The organism is Chromobacterium sp. Beijing (assembly GCF_021496765.1).
GTDB lineage: Bacteria > Pseudomonadota > Gammaproteobacteria > Burkholderiales > Chromobacteriaceae > Chromobacterium.
This window is the reverse complement of sequence record NZ_CP053750.1, coordinates 2,078,465-2,094,134: the sequence shown is the minus strand read 5'-3', so window position 1 is coordinate 2,094,134 and position 15,670 is coordinate 2,078,465. Positions and strand designations below refer to the sequence as shown.

At 63.3% G+C, this 15,670-nt stretch carries 14 protein-coding genes; 11 read left to right on the top strand and 3 right to left on the bottom strand.

Annotated features, from left to right (window positions below; genetic code table 11):
- Positions 1-126 precede the first annotated feature (126 nt).
- Complete coding sequence (locus HQN78_RS09710; protein ID WP_235089220.1) at positions 127-1,434, bottom strand: hypothetical protein; 1,308 nt, start codon at positions 1,432-1,434, stop codon at positions 127-129.
- Positions 1,435-1,552: 118 nt separating this feature from the next.
- Entirely contained in the window at positions 1,553-2,428 is an 876-nt protein-coding gene (locus HQN78_RS09705; RefSeq protein WP_235089219.1) for a hypothetical protein, read from the bottom strand.
- A gap of 139 nt (positions 2,429-2,567) precedes the next feature.
- On the opposite strand from HQN78_RS09705, the gene typA reads away from it, so the two are divergent.
- Positions 2,568-4,388, top strand: coding sequence for a translational GTPase TypA (typA, locus tag HQN78_RS09700; RefSeq protein WP_107799121.1), 1,821 nt, complete (start codon positions 2,568-2,570; stop codon positions 4,386-4,388).
- Positions 4,389-4,647: 259 nt separating this feature from the next.
- On the opposite strand, the gene HQN78_RS09695 is transcribed toward typA, so the two are convergent.
- Positions 4,648-5,685, bottom strand: a complete 1,038-nt coding sequence (locus HQN78_RS09695) for a nitronate monooxygenase family protein (protein WP_235089218.1) — start codon at positions 5,683-5,685, stop codon at positions 4,648-4,650.
- 109 nt (positions 5,686-5,794) lie between these two features.
- Between HQN78_RS09695 and HQN78_RS09690 the strand changes: the two genes are divergently transcribed.
- The 10 genes from HQN78_RS09690 (at position 5,795) to bamA (ending at position 15,656) form a co-directional block, all read left to right on the top strand.
- Positions 5,795-5,986 carry a hypothetical protein gene (locus tag HQN78_RS09690; RefSeq protein ID WP_107799119.1) on the top strand — a complete coding sequence of 64 codons (192 nt, stop codon included), beginning with the start codon at positions 5,795-5,797 and terminating at the stop codon, positions 5,984-5,986.
- A gap of 145 nt (positions 5,987-6,131) precedes the next feature.
- Positions 6,132-6,860, top strand: a complete 729-nt coding sequence (rpsB, locus tag HQN78_RS09685; RefSeq protein ID WP_107799118.1) for a 30S ribosomal protein S2 — start codon at positions 6,132-6,134, stop codon at positions 6,858-6,860.
- A gap of 69 nt (positions 6,861-6,929) precedes the next feature.
- Positions 6,930-7,796: a translation elongation factor Ts gene (tsf, locus tag HQN78_RS09680; protein WP_107799117.1), complete on the top strand. Its 867-nt coding sequence runs from the start codon at positions 6,930-6,932 to the stop codon at positions 7,794-7,796.
- Between the two features lie 92 nt (positions 7,797-7,888).
- Positions 7,889-8,608: a UMP kinase gene (pyrH, locus tag HQN78_RS09675; protein WP_048412252.1), complete on the top strand. Its 720-nt coding sequence runs from the start codon at positions 7,889-7,891 to the stop codon at positions 8,606-8,608.
- Between the two features lie 76 nt (positions 8,609-8,684).
- Positions 8,685-9,242 (top strand): ribosome recycling factor, encoded by a 558-nt coding sequence (frr, locus tag HQN78_RS09670; protein WP_107799116.1) that lies wholly within the window; start codon positions 8,685-8,687, stop codon positions 9,240-9,242.
- A 79-nt stretch (positions 9,243-9,321) separates the two neighbouring features.
- A complete protein-coding gene (uppS, locus tag HQN78_RS09665; RefSeq protein WP_233246784.1) occupies positions 9,322-10,011 on the top strand; it encodes a polyprenyl diphosphate synthase in 690 nt (229 codons plus the stop codon).
- A gap of 3 nt (positions 10,012-10,014) precedes the next feature.
- Positions 10,015-10,821: a phosphatidate cytidylyltransferase gene (locus HQN78_RS09660; RefSeq protein WP_107799114.1), complete on the top strand. Its 807-nt coding sequence runs from the start codon at positions 10,015-10,017 to the stop codon at positions 10,819-10,821.
- 15 nt (positions 10,822-10,836) lie between these two features.
- Positions 10,837-12,021, top strand: a complete 1,185-nt coding sequence (gene ispC / locus HQN78_RS09655; RefSeq protein ID WP_235089217.1) for a 1-deoxy-D-xylulose-5-phosphate reductoisomerase — start codon at positions 10,837-10,839, stop codon at positions 12,019-12,021.
- On the top strand, positions 12,015-13,358 hold the full coding sequence (gene rseP / locus HQN78_RS09650) for an RIP metalloprotease RseP (protein WP_235089214.1): 1,344 nt from the start codon (positions 12,015-12,017) through the stop codon (positions 13,356-13,358). The genes ispC and rseP overlap by 7 nt, the downstream gene beginning before the upstream one ends.
- 9 nt (positions 13,359-13,367) lie before the next feature.
- Positions 13,368-15,656, top strand: a complete 2,289-nt coding sequence (bamA, locus tag HQN78_RS09645; RefSeq protein ID WP_107799111.1) for an outer membrane protein assembly factor BamA — start codon at positions 13,368-13,370, stop codon at positions 15,654-15,656.
- Positions 15,657-15,670: the final 14 nt, after the last annotated feature.

Genomic DNA, 15,670 nt, shown 5'->3' with positions numbered 1-15,670 from the left:
ACCTGTTCATGGTTCGGCTGGGCTTCGTGAGGCGCGGCACGGTGAGTGCGGCTTCAGAATGTATACTCCGCTTCTTCAGCCGCAATACCTTGTCTCGCTCTTGCTCGCGAGAATTTGAACAGATTCTTAATCGTGCATCCGGTTCAGCTGGCGCGCGATGATGTCATGGTTCAGCCACAGCACCGGGCCGGCGGGCGCGGCGGCTTCGTGGAACATCAGCGGGCCGGTGGCGTCGATCACCAGGCTGCTCAGATGGTCGGTGATCAAGGCCTTCTTGTCCTGGTGCAGGTCCACGATGGCGTCGGAGGTGCCTATCATCACCTCGGCCAGTTCCGGGCTGTTCGGCATCGGCCAGGCTTCGAAATTGCGGAAGCCGCGCATCACCTCGCCGCTATTGAGTGCGTCTATCTTCCCCAGTACCTCTTCCAGCGTATGGCCGTCCTGCAGCAGGGCGGCGCAGGCCTGCCATTGCGCGTCGGCCCAGGCGCCGCCGTCCTCGCGCTTCAGCGCGCGCAGCAGCGCCAGCAGCGGCAGTTCCACGCCGACGAAGATGTCCGAGGAGTTGGTGCGGATTTCCGGGCAGTTGAACACCGTGGCCTTGACGCCTTGCTCCCAGGCGGCGCGGGCGACGTTTTCCAGCCGCATCTTGGCGTAGCCCTGGGTGTAGTTGGTGTAGGTCTGCCACTGGTAGTCGCCGTCGATCAGGATCTCGGTGCCGTGATAGCCGTAGGCGGTGTAGCGCACCTGGCCGCCGGCGGCTTCCAGCCGGCCGCGCAGCACGGCGCTGCCGTCTATCAGGTGCTGGAAGGTGTTGGCGGTGACTTCGTCGAAGTTTTGCAGGATCAGCTTGCCCAGATCGCTGTCCAGCAGCGCCTGGGTGGACAGGAAGCGCTCGCCGCGGCCCTTGTAGACGCGGTTGGCGATGGCCAGGAAGACCTTGGCCTTGGGAATGCCGCCGGCCATGGTGTGGGCGAAGAATACATTGCGGCCGTCGGCTATCATGCCGTCCAGCTGCGCCATCGCCTGGGCGACGCCGTCCTTGAAGCGCTGCACGCCGATTTGGCGGCATTGCTCGATGTGTTCCCAGTCCAGCTTATCGTCCTGCCAGCTTTTCAGCGTCAGGGAGGCCAGCAGTTCGGTCGGCGTCGGCGAGCCGTCCTGGTCGAAGCCGGCCATCAGCGGCACATTGATCACGCGGCCGCCGAGATTGGCTTCGGCCGCGGCCAGTTCTTCCGGGTTCAGCGGGCGCAGCTGGTTGTTTTCGTCGCGGCGGCCCACGGTCATGCCGATGATGTCCATGCCGGCCTTGCGCGCTTCATTGATCAAGCCGTTGGCGTAGCCGCGGCCGAAGAGTTCGCCGAACAGGACGAAGACGTCGCCGGGGCGGAACAGGGTGCTTTGCGGAAGCTGTCTCAGGGCGCTGGTTTGAGCCATGTCTTTATCTTTCTCGATGCGGACCGGCGCGGCGCGTGATGGCGGGCCGGTCACTTGGATGTGTTTGGAGTGATTGCTCGGATCGGGGGCATTCTACCCGCGATCCGGTTTGAGGTGTTCAGTCGGACGCCAGCGGCGACAGCGCTTCTATCAAGGCCACTTCCTGCGCGTAGCTGAGCGCCTTCATCTTGGTCAGGAGTTTTTCGCCGTCCACTTTCCATTGCTGGTCCAGCTCTTCCTCGATGATGCGCGCCTCCACCGCCAGCCACACGCCGCGGCAGGAGGCCGCGTCGTCGAAGCGCACGCCTTTTAGTACCTGGGCGATCAGGTGCAGTTCCGGATCGCTGAACTGGCGCGACAGCAGCGCCTGTTCGCGGCGCACGATCTCGGCGTAGCGGTCGCAGATCTGCTGTACCCGCGGGGCGTCGCCGTAATGGGCCGGCTCGTCGGCCGGGGCGCTCAGCGCGCCGTGCTGGAACCAGGCTTCCAGCGCCGGCTTCAGTTGCGGCAGGTCTTCATGCCAGACCCGGGTCAGTTCTTCGCGGAAGCGGGCGTTGTCGGTGAAGGACAGTTCGTCGAAGGGCATGGCCGGCACCACGCCTTCGTCCAGCGCGCGCTTGCCCACCCAGATCCGGCCTTCCTCGTCGCGGCTGACCGCGGCGCGCCAGACCGCTTGCTCTTCGGTGGCCAGGTTGTCGACGTGGATTTCGATATAGGGCGGGGCGATGTCCTGATCTTCTTCCTCGGTGACAAAGCGCAGCGTGATGTCGAACAGGCTGTGTTTGGAGATGTCCAGCAATTGCAGGCCGTCCTTGTGGCCAGCCAGCAGGTAGCGGTCGCCATCGTCGTAAACGGCCACGTCGTCTATGCCGGCGGCCGGCTTGATCAGTTGGGCGGACAGGGCGTCGGCCAGTTGGTTGGCGTCGTTGTGCTGAACGGCGTAGCCGGTGCGGTAGGCTTCGTGTTCATGCCATAAGGCGTTCCAGTCGTACATGGAGCGTTTCCTCGTCGAAGTCGGTTTGCCGCGCAGTGTACGCAAAAGCCCAGCGCTTGTCGCCCGCTGGAATTTTTGGTATGGACAGTTTTTTGTGCTATTATCCAGCGATTTTTCTGTATCCATCCTCCTTCCTAAAATGACCCGACAAATTCGCAATATCGCCATCATCGCCCACGTCGACCATGGCAAGACCACGCTTGTAGACCAATTGCTGCGCCAATCCGGCACCTTCCGCGAGAACCAGCAAGTGGACGAGCGTGTAATGGACAGCAACGATCTTGAAAAAGAACGCGGCATTACCATTCTGGCCAAGAACACCGCCATCGAATACGAAGGCGTGCACATCAATATCGTCGACACTCCGGGACACGCCGACTTCGGCGGCGAAGTTGAGCGCGTGTTGGGCATGGTGGACGGCGTGCTGCTGCTGGTGGACGCCGTAGAAGGCCCGATGCCGCAAACCCGTTTCGTTACCAAGAAAGCGCTGGCGCTGGGTCTGCGCCCGATCGTGGTGATCAATAAGGTGGACCGTCCGGGCGCGCGTCCGGACTGGGTGGTGGATCAGACTTTCGACCTGTTCGACAAGCTGGGCGCGACTGACGAACAGCTGGACTTCCCGATCATCTACGCTTCCGGCCTGAACGGCTTCGCCAAGCTGGAGCTGGAGGAAGAGTCCGACAATATGCGCCCGCTGTTCGACACCGTGCTCAAGCACGTGCCGACCCCGCCGGGCAGCGCCGACGCGCCGCTGCAGCTGCAGATTTCCGCGCTGGATTACTCCACCTACACCGGCCGCCTGGGCGTGGGCCGCGTGCTGAACGGCCGCATCAAGCCGGGTCAGCAAGTGGTGGTGATGAACCACGACGATCAAGTGGCCACCGGCCGCATCAACCAGGTGCTGGGTTACCAGGGTCTGGACCGCGTGCCGGTTGAAGAAGCCGAAGCGGGCGACATCATCATCATCTCCGGCCTGGAAGACATCGGCATCGGCGTGACCATCTGCGACAAGGAGCAGCCGGTAGGCCTGCCCATGCTGTCCGTGGACGAGCCGACGCTGACCATGGACTTCATGGTGAATTCCTCGCCGCTGGCCGGCACCGAAGGCAAGTTCGTGACCTCGCGTCAAATCCGCGACCGTCTGACCAAGGAACTGCTGACCAATGTGGCGCTGCGCGTGGAAGACACCGGCGACTCCGACGTGTTCCGCGTATCCGGTCGTGGTGAATTGCACCTGACCATTCTGCTGGAAAACATGCGTCGCGAAGGCTTTGAAATGGCCGTGGCCAAGCCGCGCGTGGTGTTCAAGGAAATCGACGGCCAGAAGAGCGAGCCGTACGAGAACCTGACCATCGACCTGGAAGACGATCACCAGGGCGGCGTGATGGAAGAGATCGGTCGTCGCCGCGGCGAACTGACCAATATGGAATCCGACGGCAACGGCCGCACCCGCCTGGAATACCATATTCCGGCGCGCGGTCTGATCGGCTTCCAGTCCGACTTCATGACCATGACCCGCGGCACCGGCCTGATGAGCCATGTGTTCGACGACTACGCGCCGGTCAAGCCGGACATGCCGGGCCGTCACAACGGCGTGCTGATCTCGCAAGAGAATGGCGAGGCGGTGGCTTACGCGCTGTGGAAGCTGGAAGACCGCGGCCGCATGTTCGTGGCTCCGGGCGAGAAGCTGTACGAAGGCATGATCATCGGCATTCACAGCCGCGACAACGACCTGGTGGTGAACCCGGTCAAGGGCAAGCAGCTGACCAACGTGCGCGCCTCCGGCACCGATGAAGCCGTGCGTCTGACCACGCCGATCAAGCTGACGCTGGAATCCGCCGTTGAATTCATCGACGACGACGAGCTGGTGGAAATCACGCCGAAGTCCATCCGCATCCGCAAGCGTTACCTGAACGAATCGGATCGTCGCAAGATGGCCAAGGCCAACGCCGCGTCCTGATCGACGCCGGTCTGGCAAAAACCGCCGTACCCTTGATGGGGCGGCGGTTTTTTTATGTCTTGGAGTGTGTGCTCGCCGTGCGGTGCTTCATGAGGCGCGGCGGGCATTGAGCGGGTTCTTAGAGCCTGTTCAAAGTCTCGCGAGCAAGAGCGAGACAAGGCGAAAACGAGCGAAAAAGCGGAATGTACACGTGGTACATGAGCACTGAGTTCGGTTTCAACGCCGTATCGCCGAAGCGCAGCGGACTTTGAGTAAGCTCTTAGTCGCTTAAGGTGTTCAGCCGTCGCCGGCAGGCGTCCGCCTCGGCCAGTATGCGTTCGAACAGCTCGGCCACGCTGGGCGCGTCGTCGATCAGGCCCTGGGCCTGGCCGATCAGCTGTACGCCCTTGTCGAGGTCGCCGTCCTCTATCGCCAGGCGGATGGACTCGGTGGCGGCGCCGAATTGAGCCAGCTGACGCAGCGCTTGCGGCTGGCTCAGCAGGCCGCCCAGCACCACTTTGGCGATGGGCATGCCCAGCTTGCGCGCGGCGGCGCTGGCGCGCCAGGCGGCGGCGAGCAGGCTGAGCGGTTTGCGTGTGGCCTGGCGGGCGGCCGGGGTGTCCATCACCCGGCACCACAGGCCGTCGAAATTCTTGGAATACAAGGTGTCGGCCACGCCGCGCTGACGGATCATCTCCTTGGTGCGCTGGTGCACCGGGCTCTCCTGGCTCATCGCCAGCCGCGTGCCCATGGCCACGGCGTCGGCACCCAGTGCCAGCGCGGCGATCAGGCCCTGGCCGTCGGCAAAGCCGCCGGCGGCGATGAGGGGCAGTTCGCTGGCCTTGCGGATGGCTGGAATTAGCGTCAGCGAGGTGACGGCGCCGCCGTGGGCGGCGGCCTCGTGGCCGGTGACCAGCAGGGCGTCGGCTCCGGACGCCTGCGCCGAACGCGCGTGCTTTTCCGTCACCACGGTGGCGATGACTTTGCCGCCGTAGGCGTGGGCGCGCTCAATCAGCCAGTCGCCTTTGCCCAGGGAAAAATTGATTACCGGCACGCGCTCTTCCAGCGCGACCATGGCGTTTTCCTTGGCGCCGGGCATCATCAACGTGCAGCCGACGCCGAAGGGACGGTCGCTCAACTCGCGCACCCGGCGGATGGCTTGTCGCGTCAGCTCCGGCGTCAGCGGGCCGGTGGCGAGTATGCCCAGGCCGCCGGCGTTGCCGACGGCGGCCACCAGTTCCGGGGTGGCGATATAACTCATGCCGGGGCAGAGTAGCGGACGCTGGATGCCGAGCAGGCGGGTGATGGCGGTTTGCATGGGGCGGGGCTCGCTTTACAATGGCGGTCTGTCGATGGCCGGTGGGGGCTGGATTGAGGCGCTGTTATTGTTGACGGCTTTTCCGGAAAATTCAAACGATTGTTTAAATATGTTGCTGATCGTGTTGCTGGGCTGGCTCTATGTGGTGCTGATGCTGGCGGTGGCGCAGCACAGCGTGCTGGCTTCGCTGTCCACCGTGTTCTTTCTGGGCGTGCTGCCCACCTTCTTTGTGGCGCGGATGACGCGGCGCAAGCTGCGCCGTCAGCGGGAAAAAGCCCGCGAGGCGCGCGAGGAGGCTTGAGCGCTCCGCCGTCCGGTGTTAGAATCCCGCGTCCCTTGCCATCCTGGCGGGGGAAAATCATCTATTACGCACATCCGCGCCAAAGGGTGCCTCGTTTCGAGGTTGTCTGCGCGGATGGAGGCTTAACCCTTTAAGGAGTTTTTGCATGTCCACCAACGTTACCATGCGTCAAATGCTTGAGGCCGGCGTTCACTTCGGCCACCAAACCCGCTTCTGGAACCCGAAGATGGCCAAGTACATCTTCGGCAGCCGCAACAAGATTCACATCATCAACCTGGAAAAGACTCTGCCGCTGTTCGTAGAAGCCCAGGACTATGTGCGTCGTCTGGCCGCCAACAAAGGTTCCATCATGTTCGTGGGCACCAAGCGTCAGGCTCGTGAGATCGTACGTGAAGAAGCTGCCCGTTGCGGCATGCCGTTTGTTGACCACCGCTGGCTGGGCGGCATGCTGACCAACTACAAGACCGTGAAGCAGTCGATCAAGCGTCTTGAAGAGAAGCGCGCCATTCTGGAATCCGCTGGCGATACCGGTTACAACAAGAAAGAACTGCTGGACCTGCAACGCGAAGTCGACAAGCTGGAGCGTTCGCTGGGCGGCATCAAGGATATGAAGGGCCTGCCGGACGCCATCTTCGTTATCGACACGGGTTACCAGAAGGGCACCATCGTCGAAGCCAAGAAACTGGGTATCCCGGTTATCGGCGTTGTTGACACCAACAACACCCCGGACGGCATCGATTACGTGATCCCGGGCAACGACGACTCCAGCCGCGCCATCCGCCTGTACGCTCGCGGCATGGCCGACGCGGTGCTGGAAGGCCGCGCCCAGTCTCTGCACGAGATCGTGGCTGCTGAATCGGCTCAAGCCGAGTAAGCAGACGAAAAGGGGCGTAAGCCCCTTTTTTTAGACCCACGTAATCAAAATCATTCAGGAGTACGAAGTATGGCGGACATTACCGCAAAAATGGTTTCGGATCTGCGCGCGGCCACCGGCCTCGGCATGATGGAATGCAAAAAAGCCCTGGTGGAAGCCGAAGGCGACGCCGCCAAGGCTGAAGAAATTCTGCGCATCAAGTCCGGCAACAAGGCTTCCAAAATGGCCGGCCGCGTGGCTGCCGAAGGCATCATCGGTTCCTTCGTTGAAGGTGGCGTTGGCGCCCTGGTGGAAGTCAACTGTGAAACCGACTTCGTTGCCAAGGACCCGACCTTCCTGGCCCTGGCCGCCGCCGCCGCCAAGGCTGTGGTTGTAGCCAACCCGGCCGACGTGGAAGCGCTGTCCGCCGTGGAAATCGACGGCCAGTCCGTTGAAGACATCCGCAAGGCCGCCATCGCCAAGCTGGGCGAGAACATGACCATCCGTCGTTTCGTTCGCTACCAGACCGAAGGCGCGATCGCCACCTACCTGCACGGCGCCAAGATCGGCGTGATCGTCGACTTCGCCGGCGAAGAGCAAGTGGGCAAGGACGTGGCCATGCACATCGCCGCTTCCAAGCCGATCTGCGTGTCCAAGGATCAGGTTTCCGCCGACATCCTGGAACAAGAGCGCAAGATCTACACCGCTCAGGCCGCCGAATCCGGCAAGCCGGCCGACATCGTCGCCAAGATGGTTGAAGGCCGCGTCAACAAGTTCCTGGCCGAAGTGACCCTGATGGGCCAGCCCTTCGTCAAGAACCCGGACCAGACCGTGGAAAAACTGTTGGCCGAGAAGAAAGCCTCGGTCAAGGCGTTCGCCATGTTCGTAGTGGGCGAAGGCATTGAGAAGAAAGTAGTAGACTACGCCGCTGAAGTGGCTGCAGCCGCCAAGCTGTAAGCGCCCAGTCGCGAGACGTATTGACGGCACCCTGCCTGCAGGGTGCCGTTTTGCAAACTGAAAACCGAATATCCAGCCAAACCGAGGTTACCATGAGCCAAGTTCCTGCCTATAAACGCATCCTGCTGAAACTTTCAGGCGAGGCCCTGATGGGCGATGACAGCTATGGCATCAACCGTGCCACGATCGAGCAGATCGTCGGTCAGATCAAGGAAGTCGTGGAGCTTGGCGTGGAAGTGGGCGTGGTGATCGGCGGCGGCAACATCTTCCGCGGCGTCGCGCCGGCGGCCGCGGGCATGGATCGCGCCACCGCGGACTACATGGGCATGATGGCCACGGTGATGAACGCGCTGGCGTTGAAGGACGCGATGACCAAGGCTGGGTTGATCGCGCGCGTGCAGTCGGCGCTGACCATGCAGCAGATCGCCGAGCCCTATGTGCGCGGCAAGGCGATGCAATACCTGGAAGAGGGCAAGGTGGTGATCTTCGCCGCCGGCACCGGCAACCCCTTCTTCACCACGGACACCGCCGCGGCGCTGCGCGGCATGGAAATGAACGTGGACATCATGCTGAAAGCCACCAAGGTGGACGGCGTGTACACCGACGATCCGAAAAAGAACCCGGACGCGATACGTTACCAGACCCTGACCTTCGACGAGGCGATCTCGCGCAACCTGAAAGTGATGGACGCCACCGCCTTCGCGCTGTGCCGCGACCAGAACCTGAACATCAAGGTGTTCAGCATCTTCAAGAGCGGCGCGCTGACCCGGGTCGTGCTTGGCGAAGACGAAGGCACGCTGGTACACTGCTGAGTTTGAAAATTGCTGAAGGCGAAAGCGGCAATGGCCGTTTTCGCCTTGTCTTTTTAAGTTTCGATTTGGAGTGGACATGATTAACGACATCAAGAAATCGGCCGAGCAGAAAATGCAGAAGTCGCTGGACGCGTTCAAGACCGACCTGAGCAAGGTGCGCACCGGTCGCGCCCATACCGGCATTCTTGATCATGTCATGGTGGATTACTATGGCAGCGACGTGCCCATCAGCCAGGTGGCCAACGTCACCCTGGTGGACGCGCGCACTATCGGCGTGCAACCCTGGGAAAAGCCGATGCTGGCCAAGATCGAAAAAGCGATCCGCGACTCCGACCTGGGTCTGAACCCGGCCTCCATGGGCGAGATCATCCGCGTGCCGATGCCGATGCTGACCGAAGAGCGCCGCAAGGATCTCATCAAGGTGGTGCGCGGCGAGGCCGAGGGCGCGCGCGTGGCCGTGCGCAATATCCGCCGCGACGCCAACAACGAATTCAAGAACCTGCTTAAAGACAAGGCCATTACCGAGGACGACGAGCGTCGCGGCCAGGATGAGATCCAGAAGCTGACCGACAAGTACACCGTCGAAATCGACAAGGCCCTGGCCGCCAAGGAAGCCGACCTGATGGCCGTCTAAGGAGCGCCGTACCTTGTTTGCAAGCTCTACCAAGGATGTGCCGGAGGTGCGTTCCGTGCCTCGGCATATCGCCATCATCATGGATGGCAACGGCCGCTGGGCCAAAAAGCGTTTTCTGCCGCGGGTGGCCGGCCACAAGCGGGGCCTGGACACCGTGCGCGAGATCGTCGGAGCCTGCAAGGAACTGGGCGTCGAATGCCTGACCCTGTTCGCCTTCTCCACCGAGAACTGGCGGCGTCCGCAGGAGGAAGTGTCCTTTCTGATGGACCTGTTCATCCGCGCGCTCGAGCACGAGGTCAGCAAGCTGCACAGCAATAATATCCGCTTGCGGGTATTGGGTTCGCGCGAGCGTTTCAGCGCGGACTTGCAGGAACGCATCCTGCGCGCCGAGGAAAAGACCGCCGGCAACGACGGTCTGGCCTTGAACATCGCCGCCGACTACGGCGGCCGCTGGGACATCCTCAACGCGGTCAACGGCCTGATTGCCGAGGGCGCCACCCATATCGAGGAGGAGGCGCTGAGCCAGCGCCTGTCGATGCCGTGGGCGCCGGAGCCGGATTTGTTCATCCGCACCGGCGGCGAACAGCGCATCAGCAACTTCCTGCTGTGGCAGCTGGCTTATTCCGAGCTCTACTTCACCGAGACGCTGTGGCCGGACTTCGACCGCGCGGCGCTGGAAACCGCCATTGATTCATACCAATGCCGCGAGCGCCGCTTCGGACGCACCAGCGAGCAACTGCCCGAGCATCTGCGTCGGGACGGGCGTTAAGCCATGCTGCTGACACGCGTTCTGACGGCTCTGGTCTTGCTGCCCCTGATGTTGGCGGCGCTGTTTCTGTTCCCGGCCGAGGCCTGGGCGGGCTTCTCCTGGCTGATCGTCGTTTTGGCCATGTGGGAGTTCAGCCGGATGGCCGGCATGACCGGCGCCGGCAAATGGCTGTATCTGGCGGCGAGCAGCGGCCTGGCCGCGGCCGCCTGGTTCGGCCATTACCGGTTGGGCCCGCTTGAGCACGTTCTGACGCTGGGTTTCTGGCTGCTGCTGGTGCCGTGCTGGCTGGCCAAGCGCTGGCGCATCCCCCCGGGCCCGTTGGCCTGGCTGCTGGGCTGGCTGCTGATGCTGCCGGCCTGGTTCGCCTTCCTGGAGTGGCGGCCGCAGCCTGGCGCGGCGGACGCCTTCGCCCTGCTGGCGGTGATGGGCCTGGTGTGGGTGGCGGACATCGCCGCCTACTTTTCCGGCAAGGCTTTCGGCCGGCGCAAGCTGGCGCCGTCCATCAGCCCGGGCAAGAGCTGGGAGGGCGTCTACGGCGGCGTGATCTGCGTGGCGCTGTACGTGGCGCTGGTGGACCATCTGGGCTGGATAGACACCGGCTTGCCGGTGTGGGCGCTGCTGTTGCTGGCCTTGCCGCTGACCGCGGTCAGCGTGATGGGCGATCTGCTGGAATCCTGGTTCAAGCGCGCGTCGGGCATCAAGGACAGCAGCCGCTTGCTGCCCGGCCACGGCGGCGTGTACGACCGCATCGACAGTCTTATCGCCGTCCTCGCCGTCAGCAACGCGCTGCGCGTTCTGGGCGGCATGTAACCGCAGGAAACTCAAATGACGAAACCGCAAGGGATTGTCGTTCTCGGCGCCACCGGCAGCGTGGGCGTCAATACGCTGGACGTGGTGGCGCGCCACCCCGAGCGTTACCGGGTGGTGGCGCTGACCGGCAACCGCCAGGTGGATCGCCTGTTCCAACAGGCTTTGCAATTCCGGCCTGCCTACGTGGTGACCGGCGACGCCGCGTCCGCCGACGCTCTGCGCGGCCGGCTGGCCGAGGCGGGGGTGAACGCCGAGGTGCTGCACGGCCCGGCCGCGCTGGTCCAGGTGGCGGCCTTGCCGGAGGCCGAGGTGGTGATGGCCGCCATCGTCGGCGCCGCCGGTCTGCCGTCCGCCATGGCGGCGGCGCGCGCCGGCAAGCGCATCTTGCTGGCCAATAAGGAATCCCTGGTGGTGGCCGGCCGTCTGTTCATGGACGCGGCGCGCCGCCACGGCGCGACCCTGCTGCCGGTGGACAGCGAGCACAGCGCCATCTTTCAATCGCTGCCCCACGACTACGCCGGCAATCTGGACGCCGCCGGCATCCGCAAAATCATTCTCACCGCTTCCGGCGGCCCCTTCCGTCAGTCTTCGGCCGAAGACTTGCTGCGCGTGACCCCGGACGACGCCTGCCGCCACCCCAATTGGGTGATGGGGCGCAAGATTTCCGTCGATTCCGCCTCGCTGATGAACAAGGGCCTGGAGGTGATCGAGGCGCACTGGCTGTTCTCCGCGCCGCCGGAGCGCATCGACGTGGTGGTGCATCCGCAAAGCGTGATTCATTCCATGGTGCAGTATCGCGATGGTTCGGTGATGGCCCAGCTGGGTTCGCCGGACATGCGCACGCCCATCGCCTGCGCGCTGGCCTGGCCGGAGCGCATCGAGGCGGGCGTGGGTTCGCTGGACTTTTTCTCGCTGTCCAACCTCACTTTCGAAGCGCCGGACCTGGAGCGCTTCCCCTGTCTGAAGCTGGCTTTCGACGTGCTGCGCCTGGGCGGCGACGCGCCGGCGGTGCTGAACGCGGCCAACGAGGTGGCGGTGGACGCCTTCCTGCATGGGCGGCTGCGTTTCGTCGACATCCCCGCCGTGGTGTCCGCCGCGCTGGACGGCGTCAATCTGGCCGGCAGCGGCTCGGTCGAGGCCTTGCTGGCCAAGGATGAGGAAGCGCGCGCCTTCGCGCTGCAGCGGGTGGCCGCATGCTGACCCTGCTCGCCTTCCTGGTGGCCATCGGCGTGCTGGTGACCTTTCACGAACTGGGCCACTACTGGGTGGCCCGCTGGTGCGGCGTCAAGGTGCTGCGGTTTTCCATCGGCTTCGGCAAGCCGCTGTGGACTTACTGGCGCAAGGGTACCGAGTGGGTGATCTGTCCGATCCCGCTGGGCGGCTATGTGCGCATGCTGGACGAGCGCGAAGGCCCGGTGACGGAAGAACTGCGCCCGCAGGCCTTCAATAATCAGCATGTGTTGAAGCGCATCGCCATCGTCGCCGCGGGCCCGCTGGCCAATCTCTTGCTGGCGGTGCTGCTGTACTGGGTGGTGATGGGCCAGGGCGTGACCCAGGTCAAGCCTCTGGTCGGCACCGTGGTGGCGCAGACGCCGGCCGCGGCGGCCGGCTTCGCGCCCGGCGACCGCATCCTGAGCGTGGCCGGCCAGCCGGTGGCCAACTGGCAGCAGATCCGTCTCGCCCTGGTGGAGGCGGCGATGTCGCCGGACGCCACCGTGGTGCAAGTGGAAACCGCGGCCGGCGCCAAGGCCGATCGCCGCATCGACCCCGCCCGCTTCGGCGACAAGGCGGTGACCGCGATGCAACAGGGCAACACCGGCCTGACGCCGGGGCGTTTCCTGCCGGTGATAGGCGCGCTGGAGGAGGGCGGCGCCGCGCAAAGCGCCGGCCTCAAGCCGGGCGACAAGCTGCTGGCGCTCAACGGCCAGGCGCTGAACAGCTGGGAAGGCTGGGTGGCGCAGGTGCGCAACAGCCCGGGGCGCGATCTGGACGTGAAAGTCCAGCGCGGCGGGGAGACGCTGAACATCAAAGTGCGGCCGCAGGCGCACCAGCAGGACGGCGAAGTGGTGGGGCGCATCGGCGCCGCGCCGCAGCCGGACGCCGGCTGGGGTCGTCAGTTGCTGTACACCGAACACTATTCCGCGGCGCAGGCGGGTTTGGCCGCCTTGGCCAAGACCTGGGACACCAGCTGGATGAGCGTCAAGTTCATGGGACGCATGCTGATGGGCCAGGCCTCGCTGGATAATCTGTCCGGCCCGCTGACCATCGCCAACGTCGCCGGCCAGACCGCGCGCGAGGGCCTGACGCCTTATCTGGAGTTCCTGGCGCTGATCAGCATCAGCATAGGCGTGCTGAATCTGCTGCCGATTCCAGTTCTGGATGGCGGGCACTTAATGTATTATGTCGCGGAGTTGATCAGAGGCCGCCCCGTCAGTGAGCGGGCGCAATTGTTCGGACAAAAAATTGGCTTCATCTTGCTGGCGTCTTTGATGGCGTTCGCTTTGCTGAATGATTTCAGCCGCCTATTTGGGGGTTAAAACCGATCTATGAAATTGAAATTGCTTGCAGCAGCCGTACTGGGCCTGACTTCGGCCTCCATGGCCTGGGCTGCTGATCCTTTTGTCATCAAAGACATTCGCGTTGAAGGCTTGCAGCGCACCGAGCCCGGCACCGTATTCAACTATCTGCCGGTCAAGGTGGGCGACACCTTCAATGACCAGAAGGCCAACGAGGCGATCAAGGCCCTGTTCGCCACCGGCTTCTTCAACGATGTGCGCATCGAATCGCGCGACAGCGTGGTGATCGTGGCCGTGGCCGAGCGCCCGGTGGTCAGCCAGCTCAACATCAACGGCGCCAAGGAGTTCAGCAAGGACCAGCTGAAAAAGGCCTTGAAGGACAACGGCTTCGCCGAATCGCTGATCTTCGATCAGGCGCTGCTGGACGGCGCGGTGCAGGAACTCAAGCGCCAGTATTACAGCCGCGGCAAGTACTCGGTGGAAGTGACCCCGTCGGTGACCAAGCTGGAACGCAACCGCGTGGCGGTGACGCTGGACATCAACGAGGGCGTGACCGCGCGCATCAAGGAAATCCGCATTGTCGGCGCCAGCGCCTTCAAGCAGTCCGACCTGGTGGACCAGTTCAGCCTGACCACCGGCGGCTGGCTGTCCTGGGTGACCAAGGACGACCAGTACTCCAAGCAGAAACTGACCGGCGATCTGGAAAAGCTCAAGGCCTTCTATCAGAACCAGGGCTATCTGGAATTCAACATCGACTCCACCCAGGTGTCGATCAGCGCCGACAAGCAGGATATGTTCCTGACGGTGAATATTCACGAAGGCAAGAAATTCACCATCTCCGACATCAAGCTGGCCGGCGACCTCAAAGTGCCGGAAGCCGATCTGCGCAAGCTGATCCAGGCCAAGGCCGGGGACACTTTCAACAATGAAAGAATCACCGAGTCGGTCAAGTCGCTGAGCGACCGCCTGGGCCAGGCCGGCTACGCCTTCGCCAACGTCAACGTGCTGCCCGACATCGACCACGACAAACAGACCGTGGCCTTCACCTTCTTCGTGGATCCGGGCCGCAAGACCTATGTGCGCCGCGTCAACATCGCCGGCAACACCAAGACCCGCGATGAAGTGATCCGCCGCGAACTGCGCCAGCTGGAAGGCGCGCCTTACGGCGCCGACAAGATCAAGCGCAGCAAGGAGCGCGTGGAGCTGCTGGGTTATTTCGAGGACGTCAACATCGAAACCCCTGCGGTGCCGGACGCCGCCGACCAGGTGGACATGAACATCAGCCTGAAGGAACGCTCCACGGGCAGCGTGTCCGCCGGCATCGGCTTCGTGCAGGGGGAGGGCGTGCAATTGTCCGCCAACCTGTCGCAGAGCAATATCTTCGGCTCCGGCAAGTATATGTCGCTGGGCCTGTCCACCGGCAAGGTGAACAAGAACCTGTCGCTGTCCTTCACCGATCCGTACTTCACGCCGGACGGCGTCAGCCTGGGCTACGACCTGTACAACCGCGTCTACAACCCGGACGCCACCAATATTTCTGCGTACAAGACCAGCACCATCGGCGGCGCGGTGCGCTTCGGGGTGCCGGTGACCGAGTACGACCGCATCAACTTCAGCATCGGCGCGGAAAACACCAAGATCAGCACCTACGACAACAGTCCGCAGCGTTACAAGGACTTCGTCAACCAGTACGGCGCCAGCAACAACACGCTGCTGGGCACCATCAGCTGGGGCCGCGACACCCGCGACAGCGCGCTGTGGCCGACGCGCGGCGCGGTGATCAAGGTGGGCGCGGACGCCGGCCTGCCGGGCGGCGATCTGCAGTACTACCGCCTGACCCATCAGCAGACCTGGTTCTTCCCGCTGACCAAGACCTTCACGCTGATGCTGAACGGCGAGCTGGGCTATGCCGACGGCTACGGCAAGACTTCGCGTCTGCCGTTCTTCCAGAACTTCTACATGGGCGGTCTGGGCTCGGTGCGCGGTTACGACACCAGCAGTATCGGCCCGCGCGACACCAATGGCGACTACCTGGGCGGTACCCGCAAGGCGGTGGCCAACGCTGAAGTGCTGTTCCCCTTCCCGGGAATGAAGGACAATAAGTCGGTGCGCACCAGCCTGTTCTTCGACGCCGGCACCTTGTGGGATCCGTCGGTGGCCGGCAGTTCCGCCGGCGACGGCATGCGCTACTCCGCAGGCGTGGCGTTGACCTGGCTGTCTCCGATCGGACCGATGAAATTCAGTATCGCCAATCCGCTGAAGAAGAAGGACAACGACAAAGTCCAGCGCTTCCAATTCCAGCTGGGTACCGTGTTCTAAAATTGACGGGGTTG

Excerpts from the sequence above, each read along its gene's own strand:
- HQN78_RS09695 (WP_235089218.1), bottom strand. The coding sequence starts at position 5,685 with ATGCAAACCGCCATCACCCGCCTGCTCGGCATCCAGCGTCCGCTACTC.
- frr (WP_107799116.1), top strand. The coding sequence starts at position 8,685 with ATGATTAACGACATCAAGAAATCGGCCGAGCAGAAAATGCAGAAGTCG.
- tsf (WP_107799117.1), top strand. The coding sequence starts at position 6,930 with ATGGCGGACATTACCGCAAAAATGGTTTCGGATCTGCGCGCGGCCACC.
- rpsB (WP_107799118.1), top strand. The coding sequence starts at position 6,132 with ATGTCCACCAACGTTACCATGCGTCAAATGCTTGAGGCCGGCGTTCAC.
- HQN78_RS09710 (WP_235089220.1), bottom strand. The coding sequence starts at position 1,434 with ATGGCTCAAACCAGCGCCCTGAGACAGCTTCCGCAAAGCACCCTGTTC.
- HQN78_RS09705 (WP_235089219.1), bottom strand. The coding sequence starts at position 2,428 with ATGTACGACTGGAACGCCTTATGGCATGAACACGAAGCCTACCGCACC.
- uppS (WP_233246784.1), top strand. The coding sequence starts at position 9,322 with ATGGATGGCAACGGCCGCTGGGCCAAAAAGCGTTTTCTGCCGCGGGTG.
- HQN78_RS09660 (WP_107799114.1), top strand. The coding sequence starts at position 10,015 with ATGCTGCTGACACGCGTTCTGACGGCTCTGGTCTTGCTGCCCCTGATG.
- pyrH (WP_048412252.1), top strand. The coding sequence starts at position 7,889 with ATGAGCCAAGTTCCTGCCTATAAACGCATCCTGCTGAAACTTTCAGGC.
- typA (WP_107799121.1), top strand. The coding sequence starts at position 2,568 with ATGACCCGACAAATTCGCAATATCGCCATCATCGCCCACGTCGACCAT.
- rseP (WP_235089214.1), top strand. The coding sequence starts at position 12,015 with ATGCTGACCCTGCTCGCCTTCCTGGTGGCCATCGGCGTGCTGGTGACC.
- bamA (WP_107799111.1), top strand. The coding sequence starts at position 13,368 with ATGAAATTGAAATTGCTTGCAGCAGCCGTACTGGGCCTGACTTCGGCC.
- HQN78_RS09690 (WP_107799119.1), top strand. The coding sequence starts at position 5,795 with ATGTTGCTGATCGTGTTGCTGGGCTGGCTCTATGTGGTGCTGATGCTG.
- ispC (WP_235089217.1), top strand. The coding sequence starts at position 10,837 with ATGACGAAACCGCAAGGGATTGTCGTTCTCGGCGCCACCGGCAGCGTG.